At 66.9% G+C, this 16,906-nt stretch carries 18 protein-coding genes; 8 read left to right on the top strand and 10 right to left on the bottom strand.

Annotation, left to right across the window (positions count from 1 at the left end):
- Window positions 1–46: 46 nt before the first annotated feature.
- Window positions 47–631, bottom strand: a complete 585-nt coding sequence (locus G6N27_RS09055; protein WP_179963363.1) for an LppP/LprE family lipoprotein — start codon at window positions 629–631, stop codon at window positions 47–49.
- Between the two features lie 86 nt (window positions 632–717).
- Between G6N27_RS09055 and G6N27_RS09050 the strand changes: the two genes are divergently transcribed.
- Together G6N27_RS09050 and G6N27_RS09045 are read left to right on the top strand one after the other, a co-directional pair.
- Entirely contained in the window at window positions 718–2,424 is a 1,707-nt protein-coding gene (locus G6N27_RS09050) for a DEAD/DEAH box helicase (RefSeq protein WP_163776035.1), read from the top strand.
- Complete coding sequence (locus G6N27_RS09045; protein WP_163776034.1) at window positions 2,421–3,557, top strand: acyltransferase family protein; 1,137 nt, start codon at window positions 2,421–2,423, stop codon at window positions 3,555–3,557. The genes G6N27_RS09050 and G6N27_RS09045 overlap by 4 nt, the downstream gene beginning before the upstream one ends.
- On the opposite strand, the gene G6N27_RS09040 is transcribed toward G6N27_RS09045, so the two are convergent.
- The 5 genes from G6N27_RS09040 to G6N27_RS09015 form a co-directional block, all read right to left on the bottom strand.
- Window positions 3,538–4,131, bottom strand: coding sequence for a TetR/AcrR family transcriptional regulator (locus G6N27_RS09040; RefSeq protein ID WP_163776033.1), 594 nt, complete (start codon window positions 4,129–4,131; stop codon window positions 3,538–3,540). The genes G6N27_RS09045 and G6N27_RS09040 overlap by 20 nt on opposite strands.
- A complete protein-coding gene (locus tag G6N27_RS09035) occupies window positions 4,132–5,292 on the bottom strand; it encodes a cytochrome P450 (protein ID WP_276044852.1) in 1,161 nt (386 codons plus the stop codon).
- Between the two features lie 504 nt (window positions 5,293–5,796).
- A complete protein-coding gene (locus G6N27_RS09025) occupies window positions 5,797–6,699 on the bottom strand; it encodes an SDR family NAD(P)-dependent oxidoreductase (protein WP_197746531.1) in 903 nt (300 codons plus the stop codon).
- A complete protein-coding gene (locus tag G6N27_RS09020; RefSeq protein WP_163776031.1) occupies window positions 6,696–7,145 on the bottom strand; it encodes a hypothetical protein in 450 nt (149 codons plus the stop codon). Before G6N27_RS09020 ends, G6N27_RS09025 begins: the two co-directional genes overlap by 4 nt.
- A gap of 68 nt (window positions 7,146–7,213) precedes the next feature.
- Complete coding sequence (locus tag G6N27_RS09015) at window positions 7,214–8,812, bottom strand: MFS transporter (protein WP_232064920.1); 1,599 nt, start codon at window positions 8,810–8,812, stop codon at window positions 7,214–7,216.
- Between the two features lie 76 nt (window positions 8,813–8,888).
- Between G6N27_RS09015 and G6N27_RS09010 the strand changes: the two genes are divergently transcribed.
- The 3 genes from G6N27_RS09010 to G6N27_RS09000 all read left to right on the top strand — a co-directional run bounded on the left by G6N27_RS09010 (window position 8,889) and on the right by G6N27_RS09000 (window position 10,722).
- The gene (locus G6N27_RS09010; RefSeq protein WP_163781538.1) at window positions 8,889–9,623 is read left to right on the top strand and encodes a TetR/AcrR family transcriptional regulator; all 735 of its coding nucleotides are present in this window, start codon (window positions 8,889–8,891) and stop codon (window positions 9,621–9,623) included.
- On the top strand, window positions 9,538–10,173 hold the full coding sequence (locus G6N27_RS09005) for an oxidoreductase (protein ID WP_170308150.1): 636 nt from the start codon (window positions 9,538–9,540) through the stop codon (window positions 10,171–10,173). Before G6N27_RS09010 ends, G6N27_RS09005 begins: the two co-directional genes overlap by 86 nt.
- A gap of 165 nt (window positions 10,174–10,338) precedes the next feature.
- Window positions 10,339–10,722: a hypothetical protein gene (locus G6N27_RS09000; RefSeq protein ID WP_197746529.1), complete on the top strand. Its 384-nt coding sequence runs from the start codon at window positions 10,339–10,341 to the stop codon at window positions 10,720–10,722.
- Between the two features lie 61 nt (window positions 10,723–10,783).
- On the opposite strand, the gene G6N27_RS08995 is transcribed toward G6N27_RS09000, so the two are convergent.
- On the bottom strand, window positions 10,784–12,151 hold the full coding sequence (locus G6N27_RS08995) for an FAD-binding oxidoreductase (RefSeq protein WP_163776029.1): 1,368 nt from the start codon (window positions 12,149–12,151) through the stop codon (window positions 10,784–10,786).
- Between the two features lie 25 nt (window positions 12,152–12,176).
- Between G6N27_RS08995 and G6N27_RS08990 the strand changes: the two genes are divergently transcribed.
- On the top strand, window positions 12,177–13,061 hold the full coding sequence (locus G6N27_RS08990) for a uracil-DNA glycosylase (RefSeq protein WP_179963362.1): 885 nt from the start codon (window positions 12,177–12,179) through the stop codon (window positions 13,059–13,061).
- A gap of 7 nt (window positions 13,062–13,068) precedes the next feature.
- A complete protein-coding gene (locus tag G6N27_RS08985; RefSeq protein WP_163776027.1) occupies window positions 13,069–14,106 on the top strand; it encodes an LLM class flavin-dependent oxidoreductase in 1,038 nt (345 codons plus the stop codon).
- On the opposite strand, the gene G6N27_RS08980 is transcribed toward G6N27_RS08985, so the two are convergent.
- Together G6N27_RS08980 and G6N27_RS08975 are read right to left on the bottom strand one after the other, a co-directional pair.
- A complete protein-coding gene (locus tag G6N27_RS08980) occupies window positions 14,103–14,552 on the bottom strand; it encodes a nitroreductase family deazaflavin-dependent oxidoreductase (RefSeq protein WP_163776026.1) in 450 nt (149 codons plus the stop codon). The two genes, G6N27_RS08985 and G6N27_RS08980, sit on opposite strands and share 4 nt — an antisense overlap.
- 5 nt (window positions 14,553–14,557) lie before the next feature.
- A complete protein-coding gene (locus tag G6N27_RS08975) occupies window positions 14,558–14,992 on the bottom strand; it encodes an HIT family protein (RefSeq protein WP_163776025.1) in 435 nt (144 codons plus the stop codon).
- Between the two features lie 38 nt (window positions 14,993–15,030).
- On the opposite strand from G6N27_RS08975, the gene G6N27_RS08970 reads away from it, so the two are divergent.
- Window positions 15,031–16,422, top strand: a complete 1,392-nt coding sequence (locus G6N27_RS08970; protein WP_163776024.1) for an amidase — start codon at window positions 15,031–15,033, stop codon at window positions 16,420–16,422.
- On the opposite strand, the gene G6N27_RS08965 is transcribed toward G6N27_RS08970, so the two are convergent.
- Window positions 16,364–16,906 (bottom strand): DNA-deoxyinosine glycosylase, encoded by a 543-nt coding sequence (locus G6N27_RS08965; protein ID WP_163776023.1) that lies wholly within the window; start codon window positions 16,904–16,906, stop codon window positions 16,364–16,366. The genes G6N27_RS08970 and G6N27_RS08965 overlap by 59 nt on opposite strands.

The following is a 16,906-nucleotide window of genomic DNA, read 5'->3' as shown; positions in this document are numbered from 1 at the left end:
ACGGCCCGGGGAGGAGCCCGACCATCAGAGGCGGCGCTCGCGCCGACTAGCGTCCGGCGTTGGCGACGAGTTCCACGCCGTTGCCGTTCCAGCGGAACTTCACCACGCTGGGCAGGCCGATGCCGCCGGAGTACATCAACGCCACGGTGTCGCCGGTGCACTGCGAGAGGTCGAGCCCGTTGAAGCCATAGGTGTCGGGCACGCCCTGCGGCGGTATGAGCTTGCCGAGATGGAACATCACCGCCCGGGTGTTGGGGCTCTCGGCGTTGGTGTTGGCCTTGACGATGACCGCGGACAGCTGGGCGCATTCGTTGAAATTGCCGGCCATCGGCTCGGGATTCCACGGCTGCTGACTGCGGGGATCGTGGGGCAGCTCGGAGATTCCCCGGGCGATTGCGGGGTCGGCCAGGTTGACCGCGCACGGGTCGACCGGCGCCGAGCTGGTCGGCGTCGCTCCGGCGACGGGAGGCGGCGACGCGGCGGGGTGTGATGTGGCGGTCGGTTGGGCCGTGGCCTGCGGAGTCTTGGCGACGGTCGAATCCCCTGATCCGCAGCTGCTCAGCGTCGCGGCCAGCACCGCGGCAGCGACCAGACCGACCGGTCGCCAGATAGGGCGCTGACGTGTCCACACAACGCCGCACGGTACCTTGACCAGCCCTGTCGAAGCGGCAGGCGTGGCCGAGTGGCAGCCGATCACCCCGTAAACTTTTTTCCGACATGGACTCCCCAGATGATGGCCCGGTGACCTTCGCCGACCTGCAGATTCACCCGTCGGTGCGGCAGGCGCTCGTCGACGTCGGCTATGAAACCCCCTCCGCGATCCAGGCAGCGACGATCCCGGCGCTGATGGCGGGCTCGGATGTGGTCGGCCTGGCTCAGACCGGCACCGGCAAAACGGCCGCGTTCGCGGTCCCGATCCTGTCGAAGATCGACACCGCCAACAAGGCCACCCAGGCCCTGGTGCTGGCACCGACGCGGGAACTGGCGCTCCAGGTGGCCGAGGCGTTCAGCCGGTACGGCACGCACCTGCCGCAGATCAACGTGCTGCCGATCTACGGTGGGGCGTCCTACACGACGCAGCTGGCTGGCCTGAAGCGCGGCGCGCAGGTGGTGGTCGGCACGCCCGGCCGCGTCATCGACCACCTCGAACGCGGGACGCTGGATTTGTCCCACGTGGACTACCTGGTGCTCGACGAGGCTGACGAAATGCTCACGATGGGTTTCGCCGAGGAAGTCGAGCGGATCCTGGCCGAGACGCCGGAATACAAACAGGTCGCCTTGTTTTCCGCGACGATGCCACCGGCGATCCGCAAGCTCAGCAACAAGTATCTGCACGACCCGACCGAGGTCAAGGTCGAGGCGAAAACCACTACGGCAGAAAATATTTCGCAGCGTTTCATCCAGGTCGCCGGGCCGCGCAAGATGGACGCGCTGACCCGGGTGCTGGAGGTAGAGCCGTTCGAGGCGATGATCGTCTTCGTTCGCACCAAGCAGGCCACCGAAGAGGTCGCCGAAAAGCTACGCGCCCGAGGGTTTTCCGCAGCGGCGATCAACGGTGACATCCCGCAGGCCGTACGTGAGCGGACCATCGCCGCGCTCAAGAGAGGTGGCGGCAACGGAATCGACATCCTGGTGGCCACCGATGTCGCCGCCCGCGGGTTGGACGTCGAGCGGATCTCGCATGTGCTGAACTACGACATCCCGCACGACACCGAGTCCTACGTGCACCGGATCGGGCGTACCGGCCGGGCGGGACGGTCGGGCTCGGCACTGTTGTTCGTCTCGCCGCGAGAACGACACCTGCTCAAGTCAATTGAGAAGGCGACCCGGTCAAAGCTGATCGAGGCCCAGCTGCCCAGCGTCGATGACGTCAACGCCCAGCGGGTGGCGAAGTTCGCTGATTCGATCACGGACAGCCTTGGCGCGCCCGGTCTCGAGTTGTTCCGCCGTCTGGTCTCCGATTACGAGCGCGAGCACGACGTGCCGATGGCCGATATCGCGGCGGCGCTGGCGGCGCAATTGCGTGACGGCGAAGCGTTTCTGCTGTCGCCGGAGCCGCCGCCTGAACGTCGCAAGGAGCGCCCGGACCGGCCGGCCAAATTCGACCGCGGCCCAGGTGACGGTCCGAAGAAGGGTTTTGCCACCTATCGCATCGCGGTCGGCAAGCGGCACAAGGTTGGCCCCGGGTCGATCGTCGGCGCGATCGCCAACGAAGGAGGCTTGCACCGCAGCGACTTCGGCCACATCACCATCAGGCCGGATTTCTCGCTGGTGGAGCTGCCGGCCAAGTTGTCCCGCGAGACGCTGAAAAAGCTTGGAAAAACCCGTATTTCCGGTGTGCTGATCAACCTGCAGCCGGATCGGGCCAACGAGAAGAATCGTGGCGGGGGCCGCGGCGGGCCACGCCGGGACCACAAGGGATGACCCAGGCCGACACCACGGCCCAGGGCGGCCTGGAACAGGTCGCCGGACCCGACCGGGTCGCGTCATTGACGGGTATCCGTGCCGTTGCCGCAATCCTGGTGGTCGCGACGCACGCCGCGTACACCACCGGAAAGTACATCCAGGGCTATTTCGGCTTGGTGAGCGCGCGGATGGAGATCGGTGTTCCGATTTTCTTTGTGCTGTCGGGGTATTTGTTGTTCCGGCCGTGGGTGAAGTCGCTTGTCACCGGCGGCGCCGAGCCGTCGATCCGCCGCTATGCCTGGCACCGGGTCCGCCGCATCATGCCGGCTTACGTCGTGACGGTGTTGATCGCATACGTCATCTACCACTTCCGAACCGCCGGGCCCAACCCCGGCCACACCTGGTTCGGGCTCTTCCGCAATCTGACGTTGACGCAGATCTACACCTTCAATTACCTCCGGGGATACTTGCATCAGGGGCTGACCCAAATGTGGAGTCTCGCAGTGGAAGCCACGTTCTACGTGGTTCTTCCGCTGCTGGCCTACCTGCTACTGGTGGTACTGTGCGGGCGGCAGTGGCGGCCGCGGCTGTTGCTTTTCGGTATCGGCACACTGGCGCTGATCTCGCCGGTGTGGCTGGTCGGGGTGCATCTGACAACGTCGATCCCCAACGGCGCCCGGCTTTGGTTACCCACATACCTGATCTGGTTTCTCGCCGGCATGAGCTTGACGGTGCTGCAGCAGATGGGTGTGCGGTGTTATGCGTTCATCGCGTTGCCGCTCGCGGCCATCTGCTACGTCATCGCCTCCACGCCGATCGCCGGCGATCCGACGACGTCGCCGCTCGGGCTGTCGCAAGCGTTGTACAAGGCGGTGTTCTACGCAGCCATCGCCGGACTCGCCGTCGCGCCGCTGGCCCTGGGCAACCAGGGCTGGTACTCGCGATTTCTTGCGACCCGGCCGATGGTGTGGCTCGGGGAGATCTCCTACGAGATCTTCCTGATCCACTTGATAACAATGGAATTCGCGATGGTCTACATCATGCGGGATCACGTGTACACCGGCTCGATGCCAGGGCTGTTCGTGGCGACGATGGTAGTCACCATTCCGCCGGCCTGGCTGCTGCACCGCCTCACCCGGGTGCGGAGCTGACCTTCTCGACGGGGACCACGACCGGGGCGACGAACTCGGCCAGCATCGCCCTCTCGTCCGCCTCGTCGCGGCCGGGAAAGATCAGCAGCGACGTGATGATGCGGACCAGCCAGCGGCTGCGGCCTGCCACATTCGCCGGGTGGTCGGCGCCGAGCGAATCGACGAACGCGGTGGACAGCGCTGCGATCACGTCGGACTGCTCGGCCAACTCGGCGCCGATCGGCGGGGCTGCCGTCGCGAACCAGGCTGACAGCGCGGGGCTTTCGCGGACGAGACGGAGTGCCGTGACGATACCGGCCACCAACCGCTCTCGCGGATCCTCGACGTCGTTGATCTGGTCGCCGACCGCCTCGAACAGCCGATGGGTTTCGCGGCTGACGTAGGCATTGCGCAACGCCTCCCGATTTTCGTAATAGCGGTACAGCGTCGCGCGGGAACAGCCTGCGGCCTTGGCGATCTCGTTCATCCCCACCGAACTGGGATCGTGACGGGTGAACAGCTCTGCGGCGGCGTCAAGGATCCGGTCGGCCGCCACCTCGGTGCGACGCTCCGAGAGCCAGTCGTTGGCCGCCATCTACATCACTCGGAACGGTACCGATAGCGGGCGGCGTACGTAGCTGCCGCCGGCCCACACGATGTTGTCCTCGTCGACGTCGAAATCAGGGCAACGCGAGAGCAATTCGGTCAACGCCACCCGAGATTGCATGCGTGCCGCAGCCGCGCCCAGGCAGTGGTGGGCGCCGTGGCTGAACGTCAAGATGTTGCGGGGACGGCGCTGTACGTTGAGTTCTCCTGCATCCGAACCGAATTGGCGCTCGTCGCGGTTTCCGGAGCCGTACACCAGCAATACCCGGCGATCGGCGGGCACAGTAGTGTCACCGATGGTCACGTGGCGGGTGACGGTGCGGGCCAACGCTTGGGCCGGCGTGGTGAGCCTCAGGAACTCGTCGACGGCTCCGGGGATCAGCTCGGGCTGTTCGACCAGCACACGCCGCTGGTCGGGCCACTGATGCAGGAGCTGCACCGAACCGCCCAACATGCCGGTGGTGGTGTCGTTTCCGCCGGTCACCATCGTGAACGTGAACGCGAGCACTGACAGCACGCCGGCGACGTCGCCGTCAGCACCGACACCCGCGGATACCAGATGCGAGATGGTGTCGTCTTCGGGCTCGGTGCGACGTCTTTCGATCAGCTCGGTGAAGTAGGCCATCATCGAGCCGACCGCCTCGCCAACCGATTCCAGCGCGCCCGCGATGCCGCCCTCAGTGGTGTTGGCCGCGACGATGGCTTCGGTCCAGCCGTCGAACTGTCCGCGGTCCTCCTCCGGCACACCGAGATAATGCGCGACGACCATCGACGGCAGCGGCTTGAACAGCTCGGCGACGATGTCGCCGCCGCCGTCGGCGATGAGCCGGTCGAGACGCTCGACGACGAACTCGCGGACCTTCGGCTCCACCGCCTCCACCTGGCGTGGGGTGAATCCGCGCGCCACCAGCTTGCGGAACTCGGTGTGCACCGGCGGATCTGTCATCACCATCGGCGGATTATCTTGCAGTCCAATCATTTCCAGGTCGTTGTAGTTGACGGTCAGGCCCTTTGCCGATGAGAACGTCTCGTGGTCGCGCGCGGCGGACCAGATGTCGGCGTGCCGCGTCAGCACGTAGTAGTCGCCGTCGGGATTGTGCGCCGGCACCACGTGGTGCACCGGGTCGTGGTCGCGCAGTGCGCGGTACATCGGCCACGGGTCGCCCCACGTCTCGGCGGTAGCCAGGCGGAACCGAGGCTCGCGAGACAAAGTCGTCGTCACGTCTTATTGGTACGACACAAGCTCGGGTATGTCAATGGTCGAGGACGAACTGGTGAACGAGCCGGGCCGCCGCGCGGCACACGGCGCTACAACTACACGCTGTGGTTGCAGGACTGGCATTTTCAGCGGCGGAATGCCTGTGCCACCAGGGCGTCTGCGTAGGCTTCGGTGAGCGGTTCGTGCCGCATCAGGAACCATCGCGGTCAGCGCCGAGCAGCTGAGCGGCAACGCCCGCCAGCTTGCGTGGCGCCAGATCACCAGCACCGCAAAACGTTTCGCGAACTACGAGCAGAAAACCGACCGCGAACTGCCGGTCATCCGCCTGCGCACCCAACCCCAAGCCGTAGGTCCAGGACGCCAACACCACAGCACGGGTCCACGAGACTTGACGAACGTGGGGGTTAGTCGTTGGGAGCGCAGTGACGGTAACTGTTATGGCGTGGTGCCCGCTATCTGTGCTTTGGTGCGCTGATGGTCGGCGGTCATTCCGGCCATCACCGTGCCCATGATGCGGACGCGGGCGCGGCGCGGCAGTGGGGCCAGGGAGTATTGGAGTACCCGGCTGAGCGGGCCGGGTAGTGCGGTGGGTCGGCGCCCGAGTGCGGCGAGGGTGCCCTTTGCGACATCCTGCGGGGACAGCGCGTAACTCATTGTCATGCTGGCTCGGTCGGCGAACCCGCTGTGGGTGGGCCCGGGAGCGGCGGCGAGCACGTCCACGCCGTGCGCGCGCAGCTCGACGTGCAGTGCCTCGGCAAGGGTCTGGACGTAGGCCTTCGTGGCGGCGTAGTGCGCCGCGTTCGGTGTTCCCTGGAAGCCGACGATCGAGCTGAGCAGGACCAGGCCGCCGCGGCCGCGTGCGGCGAACCGTCGGCCGAACACGAGGCTGGTGGCGAGAACGGCTTCGCAGTTGAGCCGCAGCATGTCGCGTTCCTGATCGAGGGTCGAGTCGAGGAACGGGCCCGAGGTCCCGAACCCGGCGGAGGCGACATAGAGTCCGATCTCGGTGCTGGTGGTAGCGGTAGTGAGTTCGTCGACGCCGTCGCCGCTGGCGAGGTCGATCGGTAGCACCTGGATGGCGATGCCATGTTGGGCGATCAGCTCGTCGGCGAGCTGGTGCAACGGCGCCGCGCTGCGGGCGACCAGCACCAGGTCAAGTCCGGAGGCTGCCAGCTGACGTGCGATCTCCCGTCCGATGCCCGAGGAGGCGCCGGTGACCAGCGCGCACGGGCCGTAGCGCTCATGCAGGCGCTGTTGGCGGCGGCTCATGCCTGTGGCGCCGGGTCGATGGGTCGGCGCGAATTGGCCTTTGACCGGTGGTGTGTGGGGCCTGGTCATGGCGTGCTGCCTTTCTGCGTGTGGCTGAACTTCGTGGAGGGGCGAGACTCGGTGGTTGTGCTCGTTGTGGAGGTGGTGGTGAGCGTCATTGCGGCCCGGGCGCGCGGGACGTCAGCCCATGTGGTGGGGACGTCGCGGCCGGCGAGCACGCCGTGACGGGAGCGCACCCGACCTAGCCTGTGGTGGAGCCGCCGGGAGAGGTCACCGTGGGCGCCGCCTCTGACGAATTCTGCTGCGGCGGTGTCGGTGTCGAACACTGCAATGGTGTCGAACCGCAGCCGCCACCAGGAGATGTTGAATCCGAAGCGGACCATGCCGGGTTGGGTCATCGCTTGGTCGATGACGGCGGGGATGGCGGCGACGAAGCGGGGAACATGCCATACCCGCAGGATCTGCGACTCGACGAGGACCACGGTGAACGCTTGCGCCGATTCGAGCCGAGGCACTCTCGGAGGGTCGATTCCGTGGTCTGCCAACTGACCGGGGTGGTCGGGCTCGGGGGTGAACATGACCTTCACGGCGCCACCGGTGACGCGGTGTCGGGGTGGGTGGGATGCGCGGGCAGGACGGCGAACGCGAAGAGCGATCCGGCCAGGCACACCGCGGCCGCGGTCAGGCAACCGGCGTGCATCCCGGCCACGAATGCGTCACTGACGGTGTCGCGCAGAGCGGTGGCCGCTCCGGCCGTGGCGTGGTCGGCGACGCCCAGGCCTTGGGCCAGGCCTTGGCGGGCGAGGGACCGGGCCCGTTCTGGTGCTGCGGACAGGATGTGGCTGGCGTCGAGGCGGTGCACGTAGAGGGTGGTGTAGATGCTGCCGAGCACGGCGACGCCGAGGGTGCCGCCGACTTGGCGGGTGGCGTCGTTGATCGCGGAGCCGGCGCCGGCCTGCTCGGGTCGCACGACGCCCATGATGGAGTCGGTCGCGGGTGCGGTGGTCAGCCCGAGCCCGCCGCCGAGCAACACCATCTGGGCGGCCATCTGCAGGTAGCCGATGTGGGTGTCCATGGTCGCGGCCCAGCCGAACGCGGCGGTCAGCAGCAGCAGCCCGACGGACACGACCGCCTTGGTGCCGACTCTGGTGACCGCGATGCGGGTGCCCAGTACCGAGCCGACGGCGATCGCCAGCGCGACCGGCAGGATCCGCAGGCCGGTGCCCAGGGGGCTGAAGCCTTGCAGCTCCTGCATGAACTGGGTGATTAAGAAGATGAACCCGAACAGGGCGAAGAACGCGACGGTCACCGCGCCGCTGGCGGCGCTGAATCGTAGGTTCGCGAACAATGCGACATCGATCAACGGGTCGGGGTGGCGCCGTTCGATGATGACGAAGGCTGCCAGCGCCACCGCCGCGACGGCGAACCCGGTCAGCGTGGCTGGCGAGAGCCAGCCGCGGGTCGGGGCCTCGATGATGGTGTAGACCAACGCGCCCAACATCACCACCGAGAGCCCCAACCCCATCTGATCCAGCTCGGGGCGCCGTTCCGCGCTGCTTGCAGGCACCACGAACCATGCCGCGACGGCCGCGGCGACCGCCGCCGGCGCCAACGCCAAAAACAGGCTGCCCCACCAGAATTGCTCTAGCAGCGCCCCGCCGAGGATGGGGCCGATCGCCACCCCGAGACCGGCCACCGCGCCCCACGCCCCGATCGCCGCGGCCCGTTGTTTGGGGTCGCGGAAGGTGGCGGTGATGATGGCCAACGTGGTCGGGTAGATCAGCGCCGAGGAGGCGCCCATCGCGAACCGGGCGGCGATCAGCGCCTCGGTCGAGGTGCACAGCGCGGCGGCGGTGCTGGTCACAGTGAACAGCACCAGACCGGTGATCAGGGTGCCCCGTCGACCGAACCGGTCCCCGACCGTCCCGCCGGCTAGTACCAGCCCGGCAAAGGACAGGTTGTAGGCATCGACGATCCATTGCAGACCGCGGGTGGAGGACCCGAGCGCGGTGTTCAGCGTGGGCAACGCCACGTTGACCACCGTGGTCTCCACGTTGATCGCCAACGCGGCCAGCAGCACCACCACCAGTACCCAGATGGGTCGGGCACTCTGACCAGTCGGTAGTCGATGCCGCCCGGGCGGCAACGACACAGTGTCTGGGGATAACTCGATAGCGGTCACGATCAACTCCTTGTGTTAGCACCGTCAACATGCCGATCGTGCCATGCCGGTGTTAACGGTGTCAACATGGATTACGATGGCGTTCGTGGTCAGCGAGATTCCCGATACCGAGGGTGCCGGCGGATATCACCATGGACATCTGCGGGACACTTTGCTGCGGTACGGCATCGAGCTGGCCCGATCCGGCGGACCCGAGGCAGTCAGCATTCGGGCCGTGCAACGTCTCGCCAGGGTGAGCAACGCCGCGGCATACCGGCACTACGCCGACCGCTACGCCCTCCTGCAGGCCATCTCCGACCACGCTTCGCGATGCATGGCCGACGCGATGACCGATGCCATCGACGCCGCTGGCGAAGGCGATACCCCGGCAGATGCCGCGCGAGCACGGTTCCGGGCATCTGGGGCGGCCTACCTGAACTTCGCCCTCACCGAACCCGGCCTTTTCGCCATCGCCTTCCTCACCGACCTGCCCTCCAAAGACCCCGCGAACCCCCGACCCGGTGCCCGCAATGCCGCGGGGCTCGGCCCATTCCAACTGCTCCAACGCTGCGTGGACGAGCTCGAAGCCACCGGGGCGCTGAGCACCGAAACCAAACCGTTCACCGACATCGCCGCCTGGTCAGCCGTGCATGGTCTCGCCGTCCTCATCAACCACGGACCACTGGCGCAGCTACCCCAAGCAGCCCGTCACAGCGCCATCAATCGCCTGCTCCAAATCATCGAAGATGGCCTCGAAACCGCTGCGCGTCACGGTGATTCGGTTGCGCCACCGACCTCGCCGGGAGGGCGGCAAACCCGAGCCGGTCGATGAAGGTGGTGAGCCCCGGCCTGTCCGGTTGGCCGCCGAGGTCTGCGGTGACGTCGCAGCTGCTGTCGGTGCGGACATGGCCGTCGGTATCCGCATCTCCCAAGGAAAGGTTTCAGACAACTATCATCGGTGGGCCGGCCGAGAGGACGACGCAGCCGCCATCTTCACCGCACTGTCGGGCACCGGCATCGACTACATCCACACCACCGAATACCATGCTCTGGCACCGGCTTTCGACGAGGTCGGCCCAACGCTGGCGCAGCTTGCCAAGCAATACAGCGGGCTGTCTGTCATCGCCAACAGCCACCTCGACGACCCCCGCGATGCCGCCGCGATCATCGACTCCGGCACCGCTGATGTCGTCGCACTGGCCAAACCCGCGCTCGCCAACCGGGACTGGCCACGCCGCGTGCGAACCGGCCAACCGCTCTCGCCTGACCTGCCCGCCGATCTCTTGGGGCCCGTCGCGACCGTCAAAGACTGGGAAACGTTCGCAGGCGACTCCGCCCGCAGCGATCCCCGGAAGTTTTCCGGATCGACCATCGACGAATGAAAGGCAGCCCATGAGCATGGGACTCGCGATAAATAATGTCTCAATATTCTGGTTGCAGCTTTTCTGAGTTGTGTCGTCTGCGCCGTTGTCGTGGCGTGGTACGTGTGGCCGTCACTAACCAAACGTTCTCGTAATTCCGCGCTGATCCCACTGATCTTTGTGCACATGTTTCGCTATGTGGGAATGACGTTACTGGTTACAGGTATGGTTGATCCGAAAATACCCAGAGACTTCCTTTCCGCTGCTGCCTACGGCGATCTCTTGGCAGCGGCTCTGGCTCTTGCTTCCATCGTTGCTCTACGGAGCAAATGGCGTATCGCCATTCCGCTGGTGTGGGTGTTCAATACGTGGGGATTCGTGGACCTGCTCAACGGAGTGCGCGGCGTCGTTCAATTAAACGTGCCGAGCTTCAATCTGAGCACCGTTTGGTATATCTATACGTTTTACGCCCCGTTGGTCATTGTTTCACATTTGATGATCTTCTGGATTTTGATCAAATCCAAGTCGTGGAATAACGCTTCGTATTCTGCAGGGGCCGAATCACGTTGACGAAGTGAGGCGTCCCATTCTTCGAGAGGCGGCGCATGCGGGCGGATGTGACCGCCACGGGTCAGACGCCCGCGCCGGGGTTCAGAATGCCCAGCGGGTCGAGTGCGTCTTTGATGCGCTGGTTCAGCGCCATGGCGTCGGGCCCCAGATAGCCGGGCAGCCAGGGTCGCTTCAATCGTCCGACGCCGTGCTCGCCGGTGATCGTGCCACCCAATTCCATGGCGAGGTTCATGATCTCGCCGTAGGCTAGGTTGGCCCGTTCGAGCTCCGCGGCATCGTTGGGGTCGTGGACGATCAGAGGGTGGGTGTTGCCGTCGCCGGCGTGCGCGATCACCGCGATCATCAGATCGTGCTGCGCGGCGATGCGCGCGATCCCGCTGACCAGATCGGCCAACGCCGGCACCGGCACGCCGACGTCTTCGAGCAGCAACGGCCCCTTCTCCTCGACGGCCGGGATGGCGAACCTGCGCGCGGCGATGAACGCCTCGCTCTCGTCCGGGTCGCCAGTCGAAAACACTTCCGTCGCACCGTATTCGGTGAATGTCGCCGCCATCAGCTCGGCGTCCTCGCTCCCGGCTTGTCCGCGTTCGTCGGATGCGGCGACCAGCATTGCGGCAGCGCTGCGGTCCAGACCCATCCGCAGTTTGTCCTCGACGGCGTTGATGGTGGCCGAGTCCATGAACTCCAGCATCGCCGGGCGCAGCCGTGACGTGACCCCGAGCACGGCTTGAGCGGCAGCCTCCACCGACGCGAAGTAGGCGACCACCGTGGCCAGCGGCTGCTGCGGCGGCACCAATCGCAGTGTCACCTCGGTGATCACGCCCAGTGCGCCTTCGCTGCCGACGAACAATTTGGTCAGGCTCAGACCCGCGACGTCCTTGAGTCGTGGCCCACCCAGCCGGACCGCGGTGCCGTCGGCCAGCACCACCTGAACCCCGAGCACGTAGTCGGTGGTGACGCCGTATTTCACGCAGCACAGACCGCCCGCGTTGGTCGCGATGTTGCCGCCGATGCTGCAGATCTCCCACGACGACGGGTCGGGCGGGTACCACAGCCCGTACTCGGCCACCGTCTTCTTGACCTCGGCATTGAGCAGCCCGGGCTGACAGACCGCGGTGCGGGTCACGGGGTCCACCGCGATGTCGCGCATCTTCTCCGTCGACAACACGATGCCGCCGTCGACCGCGGTGGCGCCGCCGGACAGGCCGGTGCCCATCCCGCGCGTCACCACCGGAACGTGGTTGGCGGTCGCCCACCGCAAGACGGTCTGAACCTCTTCGGTCCGCCGCGGACGCACCACGGCCGCCGGCTTTCCGGCCGACGGATCGAAGGCGCGGTCCTGCCGGTAACCCTCGGTGACCGCGGGGTCGGTGACGACCATCCCCTCGGGCAGCTCGGCGATCAGTGCGGCCAGCGCATCAGCGGGCATGAGGGCGATCCTACGGACACCGCGAATGGCGTTCGTGCACAGTGGAGCCGTGACGCTCGCTCACCCGCGCACCGGTGCGCCGTTCAAATCTCCAGTGCCGCCCGGTACCGGATGGCCAGGCGATCCTGCGACTGCCCGCACGGCTGTGGCGTCGGAGCCGGCCCAGGTGACCGTGATGGCCGACGCCGCGAGATCGCTCGCGCAACTCGACGCCGAGGTGTCGGTCTGCCGGGCCTGCCCGCGGCTGGTCGAGTGGCGCGAAGACGTGGCGGTCACCAAGCGGCGGTCATTCGCCGACCAGCCGTACTGGGGCAGGCCAGTCCCGGGTTGGGGTGCGCCGCAACCGCGGATCGTCGTCGTCGGTCTGGCGCCGGCGGCCAACGGTGCCAACCGGACCGGCCGGGTGTTCACCGGCGACCGCTCCGGCGACTTCTTATATGCGGCACTGCACCGCGCCGGGTTGGCGAACTCACCGATCGCCGTCGACGCCGCGGACGGCCTCGCGCTCATCGGAACCCGGGTGGTCGCCGCGGTGCGCTGTGCGCCACCGGCCAACGCGCCGACACCGGCCGAGCGCGCGACCTGCGCGCCGTGGCTGACCGCGGAGTGGCGGCTGACCGGCAACGAGGTGCGGGTGATCGTGGCGCTCGGCGCCTTCGGCTGGCGCTCGGCGCTGGACATGATCCGCGCTGGCGGCGGTCAGGTGCCTCGGCCGCAGCCCAAGTTCGGCCACGGCGTCACCGCGACGGTCCAGGCCGCCCACGGCGACGTGGTGCTTCTCGGTTGCTATCACCCCAGCCAGCAGAACACCTTCACCGGCAAACTCACGCCGACGATGCTCGACGACGTCTTCAGCCGGGCACGCGAGATGGCAGGTATGCGGGAACGTTCGGCCGACGGTAGGCGTTGACCTGCTCATGCGGCTTTCCGTCCTCGACCTCGTCCCAGTCCGCACCGACCAGACCACCTCGGATGCGCTGGCGGCCACCGTGCGGTTGGCGCAGACCGCCGACCATCTGGGCTTCACCCGCTACTGGGTCGCCGAACACCACAACATGCCGTCGGTCGGCGCCACCAGCCCACCGGTGCTGATCGCCTACCTCGCGGCGCAGACCTCGCAGCTGCGGCTGGGCTCGGGCGGGGTGATGCTGCCCAACCACGCGCCGCTGGCGGTCGCCGAGCAGTTCGCGCTGCTGGAAGCGGCCGCGCCCGGCCGCATCGACCTCGGCATCGGCCGCGCGCCCGGCTCGGACCAGGTGACGTCGTTCCTGCTGCGCGGCGCTGCCGGACGCGACGACCGCGACATCGACCAGTTCCCCGAATACCTCGACCACGTGCGCGCGATGATGAGCGCACGGGGAGTATCCGTGCAGCTGCGCGACGGCGACTACAACCTCAAAGCCACTCCGGCCGCGGCCAGCGAGCCGCGGCTGTGGCTGCTCGGCTCGTCGATGTATTCGGCCCGGCTGGCGGCGGCCAAAGGCCTGCCCTATGTGTTCGCCCACCACTTCTCGGGCAACGGAACCGAGGAGGCGCTGGCGCTGTACCGCTCGGAGTTCGTGCCCAGCGAGCTGACCGCCGAACCGGTGACCTTCCTGACCGTCAACGCCGCGGTGGCTGACACCCGCGACGAGGCAACAGCATTGATGCTGCCCAACCTGCACATGATGGCCCGGCTGCGAACCGGGCAGCCGCTGGGGCCGGTAGAGCTCGTCGAAGATGCGCGCGGCGCCGAGTTGACACCGCAGCAGCAGCACATCGTCGACAGCGGGCTCGCCCGGGCGGTCGTCGGCACGCCTGCAGAGGCCGCCGAACAGCTGACCGCGCTGGCGCAGCGCTTCGACGTCGACGAGGTGATGGTGCATCCGGTCGCATCGGCGCACCGCGGCACCGACCCGAGAACCGCGCCGGCGCGCGAGACGACGCTGGAGCTGCTGGCCAAAGAGCTGTTCTAAACCGCCTCGAGTCGCACCACCGGGATCGGCCGCGACGTCCGCTTCTGGTACCCCTCGTAGCGGTTCGCGTTGTTCTTGTTGACGATCTGCCACAGCCGTTGATAGTCGGGGTCATCGGGCAGCACGGGTTTGGCCGTGACACCGAAACGCTTTGGCCCGACGTTGATTTCGACGTTCGGATTGGCTTTCAGATTGTGATACCAGCCGGGCGCTTTCGGGTCGCCACCTTTCGATGCGACGACGAGGTACGCGTCGCCGTCGCGCGCATAGGTGAGTGTGTTGTCCCGAACCTTGCCGGTCTTGGCGCCGACCGTGTGCAGGATCAGGTTGACCGGGCCGAAGGGTATCTTGTGCCCGATTCGACCGTCGGTGCGTTTGTAGATCTCGTCGTGCAAGCCCAGTAGCCGGTGACCGATCTGCTTCTCGATCCACAGAGATATGTCCATGGGGCTCAGTCTTGCGGACTGGCCCGCAATTGTGCCAGTGCGTCCCGCAGGATCTGGCCGGTTGCCTCCCGGTCGGGGTCGCGGCGCAACACCAGGCCTTTGGCCACCGACAGCTTGTCGCCGTTGCGCCGGAGCAGCACATGCAGATGTATGTGGAAGACCGTCTGAAAGGCCGCGCGGCCGTCGTTGATGCCGATGTTGGTGGCGTCGGCCAACTCGGTGGCACGTGCGGCCTTGGCGATGCGCTGTCCGATCGTCAGCATGCCGGCCAGCGTCTCGGCGGGCGTGTCGGTGAGGTCGACCGAATGTTGCTTGGGCACCACCAGGGTGTGACCGCGGGTGAAGGGGCGAATGTCGAGGAAGGCCAGATAGCCGTCGTCCTCGTAGATCCGGATCGCCGGAGCCTGGCCGGCGACGATCGCGCAGAACACACAGGACATGTCGTCACGGTAGCGGTAGGTGAGTAGTCTCCCCGCACATGGACCTCGGAGAACTGGCCTTCGCTGGAGCAGCAGAACAGGCGCGGCTGCTGGCCGCGGGTACCGTCACCGCGCCGGCGCTGCTCGATCTCTACCTCGACCGCATCGCCCGTCTGGATCCTCAGTTGCGCAGCTACCGCACCGTGCTGACGCAGACCGCGCGCCAAGAGGCTGCGGCCGCGCAACACCGCATCGACACCGGCGAGCGGCTGCCGCTGCTCGGCGTCCCCGTCGCGATCAAAGACGACGTCGATGTCGACGGGGAAGTGACAGCCTGCGGCAGCGGTGCGGTGTCGACCGCCGCGGTCCGCGACGCCGAAGTGGTCAGCCGGTTGCGCGCCGCCGGCGCAGTCATCATCGGCAAAACCAATGTGCCCGAACTGATGATCTTCCCGTTCACCGAATCGCTGACGTTCGGCGCGACCCGCAACCCGTGGAACACCGCGCTCACCCCGGGCGGCAGCAGCGGGGGCAGCGGTGCGGCGGTTGCTGCCGGCCTGGCGCCGTTGGCGCTGGGCTCCGACGGCGGTGGCTCGATCCGCATCCCGTCAGGCTGGTGCGGTCTGTTCGGTTTGAAACCGCAACGCGGTCGGGTGCCGCTGGCGCCCCACGACGACGCGTGGTGCGGGTTGTCGGTCAACGGCCCGATCGCACGCTCGGTCGAGGACGCGGCCTTGTTCCTGGACGTCACGACCTCGACGCCCGGTCCCGCCGGCGGATTCGTCGACGCTGCGCGCAAGGATCCTGGCCGACTGCGAATTGCCTTGAGCACCAAGGTCCCACCGCCGCTGATCGCCAAGGTCGGCGCGGAGCAGCGCGCGGCTGTCGACGCGGCAGGCGCACTGCTGCGCGACCTCGGCCACGACGTCGTCGTGCGCGATCCGGACTATCCACCGGCGGCCGTCTACGGCAACTTCCTGCCGCGGTTTTTCCGGGGGATTTACGACGATGTGCGCAGGCTGCCGCACCAGGACCGGCTGGAGAAGCGGACCCGGAACATGGCGCGCATCGGATCGCTGCTCTCCGATCGGCGGATGGCGACCATCCGGGCAGCGGAGTCGGCGCTCGCCGGGCGGATTCAGTCGATCTTCGACGACGTCGACGTCGTCATCACTCCCGGCAACGCGACCGGACCGTCGCGGGTCGGGGCTTATCAACGCCGCGGCGGCATTTCGAGTCTGCTGCTGGTGTCGCAGCGGGTGCCGTTCTTCGAGATGTGGAATCTCACCGGTCAGCCCGCGGCCGCGGTGCCGTGGGCGCTCGATCGCCACGGCGTTCCGCTGTCGATTCAGCTGGTCGGCCGCCCGCACGACGAGGCGACCCTGCTCGCGCTCAGCGCGCAGATCGAGGAGGCTCGCCCCTGGGCGCAGCGGCGTCCGCCGGTGTCATGACGGTGCGCCGCCACGCGGCCAGCTTCTGACCCGCGGGCATCGCGCGGGCCGGGCTGCTCGACGGCAGCAGCTGATAGCTGACCGGCGCCTCGATGTCGACCAGCTTTTCGAACAATCGCTGCGCCACACGTCCGTTGAAGCACACCCGATCAATCGACCGGTGTGATGCGAAGAATCGACGAAAGTCGTTGACCACCAGGCTGTGAGCGTCGAATTCAGCGTCTGAGCTGCCCGCACGGCGACACTTGTGCAGCACATCCCACAACGCGACGCCACGGGATTGCAATGCGGTCAAACGGTTTTCGTACGGCATCGCGGCGTCGAATCCGAAAAGCTCACCGGCGATCGGCCAGAACGCATTTCGCGGGTTGCCGTAATACTGCCTGACCGCCAGCGACTGGACGCTCGGGAACGATCCGAGGATCAACAACCGTGCGTCATCGTCGGCGACCGGGGCGAAACCCTGCAGCAGCGGTGTGGACAT

Source organism: Mycobacterium cookii (assembly GCF_010727945.1).
In the GTDB taxonomy this organism is placed as follows: domain Bacteria; phylum Actinomycetota; class Actinomycetes; order Mycobacteriales; family Mycobacteriaceae; genus Mycobacterium; species Mycobacterium cookii.
Note: the sequence above shows the minus strand (reverse complement) of the source record. Positions and strands in the feature narration are given on the sequence as shown.

Coding starts and splice junctions, on each gene's coding strand:
- G6N27_RS09005 (WP_170308150.1), top strand. CDS start 9,538: ATGGCCTCGAAACCGCTGCGCGTCACGGTGATTCGGTTGCGCCACCGA.
- G6N27_RS09025 (WP_197746531.1), bottom strand. CDS start 6,699: ATGACCAGGCCCCACACACCACCGGTCAAAGGCCAATTCGCGCCGACC.
- G6N27_RS08965 (WP_163776023.1), bottom strand. CDS start 16,906: ATGTCCACACCGCTGCTGCAGGGTTTCGCCCCGGTCGCCGACGATGAC.
- G6N27_RS08995 (WP_163776029.1), bottom strand. CDS start 12,151: ATGCCCGCTGATGCGCTGGCCGCACTGATCGCCGAGCTGCCCGAGGGG.
- G6N27_RS09000 (WP_197746529.1), top strand. CDS start 10,339: ATGTTTCGCTATGTGGGAATGACGTTACTGGTTACAGGTATGGTTGAT.
- G6N27_RS08990 (WP_179963362.1), top strand. CDS start 12,177: ATGGCGTTCGTGCACAGTGGAGCCGTGACGCTCGCTCACCCGCGCACC.
- G6N27_RS09045 (WP_163776034.1), top strand. CDS start 2,421: ATGACCCAGGCCGACACCACGGCCCAGGGCGGCCTGGAACAGGTCGCC.
- G6N27_RS08985 (WP_163776027.1), top strand. CDS start 13,069: ATGCGGCTTTCCGTCCTCGACCTCGTCCCAGTCCGCACCGACCAGACC.
- G6N27_RS08970 (WP_163776024.1), top strand. CDS start 15,031: ATGGACCTCGGAGAACTGGCCTTCGCTGGAGCAGCAGAACAGGCGCGG.
- G6N27_RS09040 (WP_163776033.1), bottom strand. CDS start 4,131: ATGGCGGCCAACGACTGGCTCTCGGAGCGTCGCACCGAGGTGGCGGCC.
- G6N27_RS09050 (WP_163776035.1), top strand. CDS start 718: ATGGACTCCCCAGATGATGGCCCGGTGACCTTCGCCGACCTGCAGATT.
- G6N27_RS08980 (WP_163776026.1), bottom strand. CDS start 14,552: ATGGACATATCTCTGTGGATCGAGAAGCAGATCGGTCACCGGCTACTG.
- G6N27_RS08975 (WP_163776025.1), bottom strand. CDS start 14,992: ATGTCCTGTGTGTTCTGCGCGATCGTCGCCGGCCAGGCTCCGGCGATC.
- G6N27_RS09035 (WP_276044852.1), bottom strand. CDS start 5,292: ATGTACCGCGCACTGCGCGACCACGACCCGGTGCACCACGTGGTGCCG.
- G6N27_RS09010 (WP_163781538.1), top strand. CDS start 8,889: ATGGCGTTCGTGGTCAGCGAGATTCCCGATACCGAGGGTGCCGGCGGA.